Genomic DNA, 8,708 nt, shown 5'->3' with positions numbered 1-8,708 from the left:
TTTTTTCAAGCAGAAGACGGCATACGATATCGGTCTCGGCATTCCTGCTGAACCGCTCTTCCGATCTATTTAATGAAAATTTAAAAAGAGGTAATTTTCCCATGCAACAAAAAGAAAATGTTGTTTTTAGACAAATAAGAGAACAAGCCCTTGCAGCTAATCAAGTTAGAACTCTTGAAACTGCAACTAAAAAAGGTGTTGCTACCAAAACAATGATATTATTGTTAACGGTTTTGGTATCAGGTATATTGCATTTTTCCTTAATTTCCCTTATAGCTGCAGGCGATAAAAGTGTGAAGGCTATTTTATTATACTCTTCTATCGGAGTTGCTTCCATGTTAGGTTTTGTATCTATTATGGTTAGTATTTTTGCTGGCAAAATGAATCAAAAACCTTTCGCTATTATGTATGCCATTTCTGAAGGTATATTGATTAGTGGTGTTTTTGGTTCGATATCAGTATTAACTGGCGCTTATAGTGCGATTGTTTCAATATTAGCTATTTCAGTTATTGGCACTTTGGTTGTTTTCTTGATTATGCATTTTTTATATTATCAAGAAATTTTACAAGTTAATAATAAATTTAGAATTTCTAGTTTAGTTAGTTTTATAGTTATTCTCGCTTTTTTAACGATTAACATGCTTGTAAGCTTCATTAGTGGTAAAAATTATTTAAGCGGTTATTGGTCTCAATTAGCTATTAGTGGAGTATTATTAGTTTTAGGTTCTGCTTTCTTAGCGATAGATTTTGATAATGCTGAACAAATAATGACATTTGATATTTCTAAAAAATATGAATGGTCTTTAGCTTTCGCTTTCTTAACGACTTTAATATTCATTTTTGAACAAATAGCGAGAATTTTAATTCTTACAATGTTAGAAAAAAAGAATAATGAAATCATTTAAATTTCATACCCATAATAAGATTATAATTTCGTTTTGAAATTATTTCGTTGAATTAACAAGACCAATGAGAGATAGAATCAAACAGAAAAGAAACAAGTTCTTTTCTGTTTGATCATTTATAAAAGTCATTCCCAAACGATGTGATTAATAAGTTTTTAGGATAAATTAATAATCTTAATAACTTATTAATCACATCTTATTTTTTTACTTATAGCCTTCATCAAATTTATTTATAGGGAAAAATCATATCAAAACTTTTTAATATTTTTTTGTCAAAAAATTCAAAAATTTATGGTGTAAAGATGTTATCAGACAAAATTAAAAATTTACCTAATGAACCAGGATGTTATCTGTTTCAGAACAAAAAACAAGAAGTGATTTATGTAGGTAAAGCTAAAAATTTAAAAAACCGGGTGAAAAGTTATTTTACCGGCTCTCATAATAAAAAAACCGGTGTTTTAGTTTTAGAAATTGTTGATTTTTCTTATATTTTAACTAATAATGAATTAGAAGCATTAATTTTAGAAGCTAATTTAATCAAAAGCTATTCGCCTAAATATAATTTTAAATTAATGGACGATAAAACTTATCCTTATATTGAAATTACTAACGAAAAACATCCTCGCTTGATTATATCTAGGTATAAAAATATTCCTCCAGGGAAAAGGTTATTTGGACCTTATCCTAATTCAGAAAGTTTAAAAGAAACAGTTAAGTTATTGCATAAAATTTACCCTTTAAGAAGATGCCAACCTATCGGCAAAAAACCTTGTTTTTATTATCATATTAACCAATGTTTAGGGCCTTGCGCTCAAAAAGAAGTAGATTATCAATCTAACATTAATTTAATAGTTAAATTTTTAGAAGGCAACGATAAAGAAATTTTTAAACAAATAAAAAAGTCTATGGAAGAAGCTAGTTCTAAATTGGAATTTGAAAAAGCTATCGAATATAAGAATCTTTTGTTTAATTTAAATAAAATAGTGGAAAAACAATTTATCAATGATAATAAATTAAAAAGTTGCGACATCGTTGCTTTTTATTATAATGAAGATGATATATCTTTATATATTTTAAGAATGCATCGCGGCAATGTTTTTGATAACCATCAAATAGTGTTTAATTATGTAGGCGATGTAGTTGAAAATATAGTAACTTATTTATATTTATATTATCAAGAACAAATCATTCCCGAAGAAATTATTTTAGGCAAAGAAATGGCGTTGGATAAACCTAATATTCAAAACATTTTAAAAGCTAAAATTCGTATTGTTTCAAAAAAAAATCAAGGAGATTTATACGCTTTATCTTTAAAAAACGCTAAAGAAAATTTATTAAAATACAATTTAGTCCATAAATCTAAATTTGAAATTATGCAAGAATCATTAGATGAATTATCCCATATTTTTGGCAAAAAAATTGATTATATTGAAGCTTTTGATAATTCGCAATTATTCGGCCAATCTTTTGTGACTGCTATGATAGTGTTTAAAGAATTAAAATTTAATAAAAAATTTTATCGTAAATTTACGGTAGAAAAAGAATATCAAAACGAATATGACGCTTTTTATCATGTTTTAATTATACATTATCAAAGGTTTTTACAAATGAGTGTGCAAATGCCGGATTTGATTTTAGCAGATGGTGGAAAAATTCAATTTAACGCTTGTAAACAAGCCCTAGATTACTTAAATTTAGATATTAAACTAGGAGCTTTGAAAAAAAATAATAAACATCAACTAACTGAATTACTTTTAGAAGATAAAACCATCATTTTAGATAAAAATAGTAATTTATATCGTTTTTTATTAAGAATAAGTGATGAAGTACACCGTTTTACTCTTAATTTTCATCTTCAATTAAAAAAAAAGGAAGATAAAAATAGTTTGTTAACCGATATAAAAGGTTTAGGCGCGAAAAGATATCAAATTTTATTAAAACATTTTAAAAATATTAAAGACATTCAAAATGCTTCTTGTCAAGATTTTCAAAAATTAAATATTCCTTGTAGTTTTTTAGAAAAAATAAAAAAGAAATATTCTTAAATTTGAAAAAATATTTTTCTCAAATAGAAAGGCTTTAAACTATATTTATGTCTAATAATAATACAATCATTAAAATTAGAGGCGCCCGCGTGCATAACCTTAAAAATATTAATTTAGATATTCCTAAATTTAAATTTATCGTTATTACCGGTGTTTCTGGTTCAGGCAAATCATCTTTAGCTTTTGATACTTTATATCAAGAAGGTAAAAGAAGGTATATGGAATCTTTAAGTCTGTATTCTCGTCAATTTTTAGGTAATTTTGAAAAACCGGATGTGGATCAAATTGAAGGATTAAGTCCAGCTATTAGTATTGATCAAAAAACTATTTCTCACAATCCTCGTTCCACTGTCGGCACTATTACAGAAATTTATGATTATTTAAGAGTTATTTACACTCATATTTCCGTCCCTTATAACCCTCATACTGATAAACCTATTCAAATTCAAACTAACGAACAAATTGTTCAACAGATTGCACAATTGGAATTGGATAGTAAAATCGTGATAATGGCTCCTATAGTGGAACAAAAAAAAGGTAATCACCAAAAACTTTTTAAACGTTTAATTAAAGATGGTTTTACTAGAGTGATGATAGATCAAAAAATCCTTTCTTTGGATGATGAAATTCCTCTTTTGAATCAAAACGAAAAACATGATATTAATGTTATTATTGATCGTTTAAAAATACAAGATAAGATAGAAAGTAGATTAAACGAATCTTTAGATTTATCTTTAGCTTTAGTCAAAGAAAAAGTCTTTGTTTGGTTAAATGATCAAGAAATGTTAAAATTTCATCTTAATTATAGCAACGATAATCTTGATTTTACCATCCCAGAAAGAAATATGAGATTATTTTCTTTTAACTCTTCTTTAGGCGCTTGTGAAACTTGTAAAGGTTTAGGGATTAGAAATAAATTTGACCAAACACTTTTATTTGCTTTTAATAAGTCTCTGAATCAAGGTGGTTTCATTCTTTATCAACAACACCGAGATTTTTACAATAAAATGCAAGATTTAGAACAATTTTGTGCTTACCATCAAATTGATATGAATATTCCTTTAAACAATTTAGAACCTGAATTATTAGACATCTTATTGTACGGCAAAGCTAATCTTAACAATAACCAACACGAACAACCTGAAATGAAAATGGGTGTTATTACTATTTTAGAATATTATTATGATAAATTATCTCAAAACGAAAACGTGATGAGTTGGTTTAAAAAATTTTTGATTGAAGAAACTTGTTCTCGTTGTTTAGGAGCGAGAATTAATAAAGCTGCTTTAACTTTCAAAATTAATCATAAAAACATTTATGAATTGACGCAAATGTCGATTGAAGAATTAGCTCGTTTTATCGATCATCTAGAATTATCACCAGAAGAAAAAAAAATTACGGCTTTACCATTGGAAGAAATTTCTCAAAGATTATCTTTTTTGCAAGACATCGGTTTGAGTTATTTAATTTTAGAACGCAAAAGCAGTACTTTATCAGGTGGAGAATCACAAAGAATCCGTTTAGCTACTCAAATTGGTTCTAAATTATCAGGTGTTTTATATGTTTTAGACGAACCTTCCATTGGTTTGCATCAAAAAGATAATGATAATTTAATTGCTGCTTTGAAAAAAATGACCGCTTTAGGTAATACTCTTGTAGTGGTAGAACATGATAAAGATACGATGTTAGCCTCTGATTATTTAATTGATATTGGCCCTTTAGCAGGTCGTTATGGCGGAGAGGTAGTTGCTTTCGGCACTCCTTCTGAAGTGATGGCGAATCCAAACAGTTTAACGGGTCAATATTTGTCCAACCAAAAAGACATCGCTTATCCGCAACAAAGACGCACCATTAATCCTCAACAAGTGGTTCATGTGAAAAATGCTTCCGAAAATAATTTAAAAAAGATTAACGTTGTTTTTCCTTTAGGTGTTTTTAACGTTGTGACAGGAGTTTCGGGGTCCGGAAAATCCACTTTAGTGAATAACGTTTTATTGAAAAATTTAAAAAATAAAAAAAAGCGTTTGTTAAAAGATGAAAACAATGTTAATATGGTAGATGATCAAGGATATATTCGTAGAATAGTGGAAATTTCTCAATCTCCTATTGGTAAAACTCCAAGAAGTAATCCGGCTACTTATACGGGTCTTTTTGATAAAATAAGAGAATTATACGCTCAAACCAATGAAGCCAAAATTAGAGGATATCAAAAAGGACGCTTTTCCTTTAATGTTAAAGGAGGACGTTGCGAAAGTTGTTATGGCGATGGGATTAGAAGAATTTCAATGAATTTCTTACCTGATGTTTTTGTTACATGTGATGAATGTCATGGAAGTCGCTTCAGAAAAGACACTTTAACTATTAAATATAAAGGAAAAAATATCGCTGATGTGTTAAATATGACAGTTGATGAAGCTTTAGTCTTTTTCGATAACCATAAAAGAATCAAAGAACATATCCAATTTTTAAAAGATGTTGGTTTAGGTTATTTGCAATTAGGGCAAAGTGCCACTACTCTTTCTGGAGGAGAAGCTCAAAGAATTAAACTGGCTAGTGAGTTATATAAACAAATTACTCCGGATACTTTATATATTTTAGATGAACCAACCACGGGTCTACATTTTGAAGACATTAAACAATTAATCCAAGTTCTACACCGTATTACAGATAAAAAAGCGACTTTAGTGGTGATTGAACATAATTTAGATGTCATTAAAAATGCTGATTATGTAATAGATTTAGGACCTGGCGGGGGAGTTCATGGAGGACATATAGTGGCTCAAGGAACACCAGAAGAAGTGAGCCAGAATGCTCAGAGTTATACGGGATATTATTTAAAGCAAATCTTAAAGATAAAATCATAGATAATAAAGGTAAAGGAAAATGGCTTTTAAATTAAAAACTTTATATAAACCTAGCGGAGACCAACCTAAAGCTATTGAACAATTATTATCTAATTTAGATAAAGGTCATAAAGAGCAGATTGTGATTGGCGCCACAGGGACAGGCAAAACTTTTACTATATCTAATATTATCCATAAATTAAATAAAAAAACTTTAATTATAGTTCATAATAAAACCTTAGCTGGACAATTATTTCACGAATTAAAAACCTTGTTTCCCGATAATAAAGTAGAATATTTTATTTCGTATTTTGATTATTATCAACCAGAAGCTTATGTAGTCCGTAATGATACTTATATTGAAAAAGATTCTTTAATTAATGATGAAATAGATAAAATGCGTCATAGCGCTATTAATTCTTTAATCAATCATGATGATGTAATCGTGGTTTCCTCTGTTTCTTGTATTTATGGTGTAGGCGATATTGAGAATTACAAAAAATCTATTCTTTATTTAGAAAAAGGGATGAAATATATTTTAAAAGAATTGGTTAATCAATTAGTCGGTTTGAATTACCAAAGAAATGATTACTCTTTTAAAAGAGGTACTTTTAGGTTGAGAGGAGATACGATAGATATCATTCCTTCTTCTGATACCACACAAGGGGTAAGAATTATTTTTTGGGATGATGAAATTGAAGAAATTAAAATGTTTAACACTGTTGATGGTGTTATTTTAGCTAATTTAGAAGATATCACTATTTTTCCCACTTCTCTTTATGCTACTGATAAAGAGAAATTAGAAGAATCTATTTTGCGCATTCAACAAGAATTAAATGAACAAATAATTTTTTTTAAAGATAAAAACCAACTAGTAGAAGCTCAAAAAATAGAAATGAAAACTAAATACGATTTAGAAATGTTGCAAGAATTGGGTTATTGTAATGGCATTGAAAATTATTCCAGACATTTATCTTTGAAAGCAGCAGGTGAAACGCCAACCACTTTGATTGATTATTTTGGAGATGATTTTTTAACTATTATTGATGAATCTCACGTGACCGTTTCTCAAATCAGAGGAATGTATGCAGGCGATTTTTCAAGAAAAAATAATTTAGTTCAATATGGTTTCCGTTTACCGAGCGCTTTAGATAACAGACCACTTAGATTTCCTGAATTTGAAAAAAAAATGGATAAAATAATTTATTTATCAGCTACTCCGGGTGATTATGAATTAAATAAAAATTTACCTATTGTGGAACAAATTATTCGTCCTACTTTTGTACTAGATCCTATTATTGAAGTTCGTCCTACTAAAAATCAAATTGAAAATTTATATTTTGAAATTAAACAAAGAGCGGAAAAGAATGAAAGAACTTTAGTGTCCACTATCACTATTAAGATGAGCGAAGATTTAACTAGTTATTTAAAAGATTTAGGCATCAAAGTGGCTTATTTACATAGCGAAATTAAATCTTTAGAAAGATTAGTTATTTTAGAAGATTTAATGATCGGCACTTATGATTGTTTAATTGGAGTTAATTTATTAAGAGAAGGGTTGGATTTGCCATTAGTTTCGTTAGTGGCTATTTTAGACGCTGATAAACAAGGTTTTTTAAGAAATAAAAGAAGCCTTATTCAAACTATTGGCAGAGCGGCACGTAATATTAACGGTAAAGCCATTCTTTATGGCGATGTTATTACTGACGCTATGCAAGAAGCGATAGAAGAAACGCAACGTCGTAGAACTCTTCAAGAGGAATATAACCGTGTTCATAATGTTAAACCGGCTCCTATTATTAAAACTATTGTAAAAAAAACTATTATGGACAAACAAAAAGCTCAAAAAGAAGAAGCCTCTTTATTAGCTTCTAGCAAAAACCAAAAAAATAAGCCAGATTTAAAACAACTACAAAAGTCAATGAAAGAAGCAGCTAAACAGTTAAATTTTGAACAAGCTGTTATTTATAGAGATTTAATCAAAAACATTAAAAAATCTTAATCTTTATAACGTAAAACAAAAAGATCCTAAGAGGATCTTTTTTATTTGGAGCAATTATTTATTTTTGTTAGAGATATATTTAGTTTGGAAAGTTAAAATCTATATTTCTCTTTTTTGTTAATTCTGCTAATAATTCTTTTTGATTGATAAAATATTCTTTTTTAGGTATAAATGTCTAAATCATAGGTATTAAAATTATTTTTCTTTGATGATTTCTACATCTTTTTGATAAGCTTCTTTTTTAAGTTGTTCTATATATTCTTTTTGTTGAGTTAATAAATATCTGAATGTTTTAAGTTTCAAATCTTTCGCTGTGATATTTTCTTAATTCTTTTATTTTTTCAACTTTTTTGTTTTAAAGTGAACTCGTTCATTTTCTTTTGAATATAGTCGCACCCTCACTCATTCTGTTTCAAAAAACAACTATTCTCCATAAGTCATAATATTTAGAGAATAAAGCAATTATCCCGTGTTCCGCTTCATGCTGTTTGGAAGTAAACTCTTTGCATAATAGGATTATGAACAGGTTTTGCCAACTCTTTAATAGAAAAAAGGTCAAAATTATCAACAATATGTTGGATATTTTTTAAAATATAATTACCTAAAAAATCCTCTTTTTAATCCTTTTTTAATTAAATGATCTTTTAATTTTGCAAATTATTCTTTATTATAAAAACCTTGTTGATTCGTTAATTGAGTCAATTTAATGCGATATTTTTCTAAAAGATCTAAACATTTACAAGAATTTTAATAACAATCGTTCTCACTAAGATTTTTTATATAATTTTGTTAAATTGTATATTTACCATCTTATATAAAAAAAATCTCTTAAATAAAAGACTTTTCCCTTAAAAAAAAGATCTTGCCTTGAAAACAAAAATCTTAGATAAAGAAATATTAATTATTAAAAAAA

4 protein-coding genes are annotated in these 8,708 nt (G+C 27.8%); all 4 read left to right on the top strand.

Annotation, left to right across the window (positions count from 1 at the left end; all coding sequences use genetic code 11):
* Positions 1 to 101: 101 nt before the first annotated feature.
* The 4 genes from RI68_RS03175 to uvrB all read left to right on the top strand — a co-directional run bounded on the left by RI68_RS03175 (position 102) and on the right by uvrB (position 7,795).
* Positions 102 to 905 (top strand): Bax inhibitor-1/YccA family membrane protein, encoded by an 804-nt coding sequence (locus tag RI68_RS03175; RefSeq protein WP_017193782.1) that lies wholly within the window; start codon positions 102 to 104, stop codon positions 903 to 905.
* Positions 906 to 1,207: 302 nt separating this feature from the next.
* Complete coding sequence (uvrC, locus tag RI68_RS03170) at positions 1,208 to 2,950, top strand: excinuclease ABC subunit UvrC (protein ID WP_017193781.1); 1,743 nt, start codon at positions 1,208 to 1,210, stop codon at positions 2,948 to 2,950.
* 47 nt (positions 2,951 to 2,997) lie between these two features.
* The gene (gene uvrA, locus RI68_RS03165; protein WP_017193780.1) at positions 2,998 to 5,814 is read left to right on the top strand and encodes an excinuclease ABC subunit UvrA; all 2,817 of its coding nucleotides are present in this window, start codon (positions 2,998 to 3,000) and stop codon (positions 5,812 to 5,814) included.
* A 19-nt stretch (positions 5,815 to 5,833) separates the two neighbouring features.
* The gene (gene uvrB, locus RI68_RS03160) at positions 5,834 to 7,795 is read left to right on the top strand and encodes an excinuclease ABC subunit UvrB (RefSeq protein WP_017193779.1); all 1,962 of its coding nucleotides are present in this window, start codon (positions 5,834 to 5,836) and stop codon (positions 7,793 to 7,795) included.
* Positions 7,796 to 8,708: the final 913 nt, after the last annotated feature.

The organism is Vaccinium witches'-broom phytoplasma str. VAC (genome assembly GCF_000309405.1).
Classification (GTDB): domain Bacteria; phylum Bacillota_I; class Bacilli_A; order Acholeplasmatales; family Acholeplasmataceae; genus Phytoplasma.
The sequence above is the reverse complement of the archived record's forward strand: the minus strand, read 5'-3'. Positions and strand labels throughout refer to the sequence as shown.

What these genes read in the sequence shown, in the direction of transcription:
- RI68_RS03175 (WP_017193782.1), top strand. Translation starts at nt 102, where the DNA reads ATGCAACAAAAAGAAAATGTTGTTTTTAGACAAATAAGAGAACAAGCC.
- uvrC (WP_017193781.1), top strand. Translation starts at nt 1,208, where the DNA reads ATGTTATCAGACAAAATTAAAAATTTACCTAATGAACCAGGATGTTAT.
- uvrA (WP_017193780.1), top strand. Translation starts at nt 2,998, where the DNA reads ATGTCTAATAATAATACAATCATTAAAATTAGAGGCGCCCGCGTGCAT.
- uvrB (WP_017193779.1), top strand. Translation starts at nt 5,834, where the DNA reads ATGGCTTTTAAATTAAAAACTTTATATAAACCTAGCGGAGACCAACCT.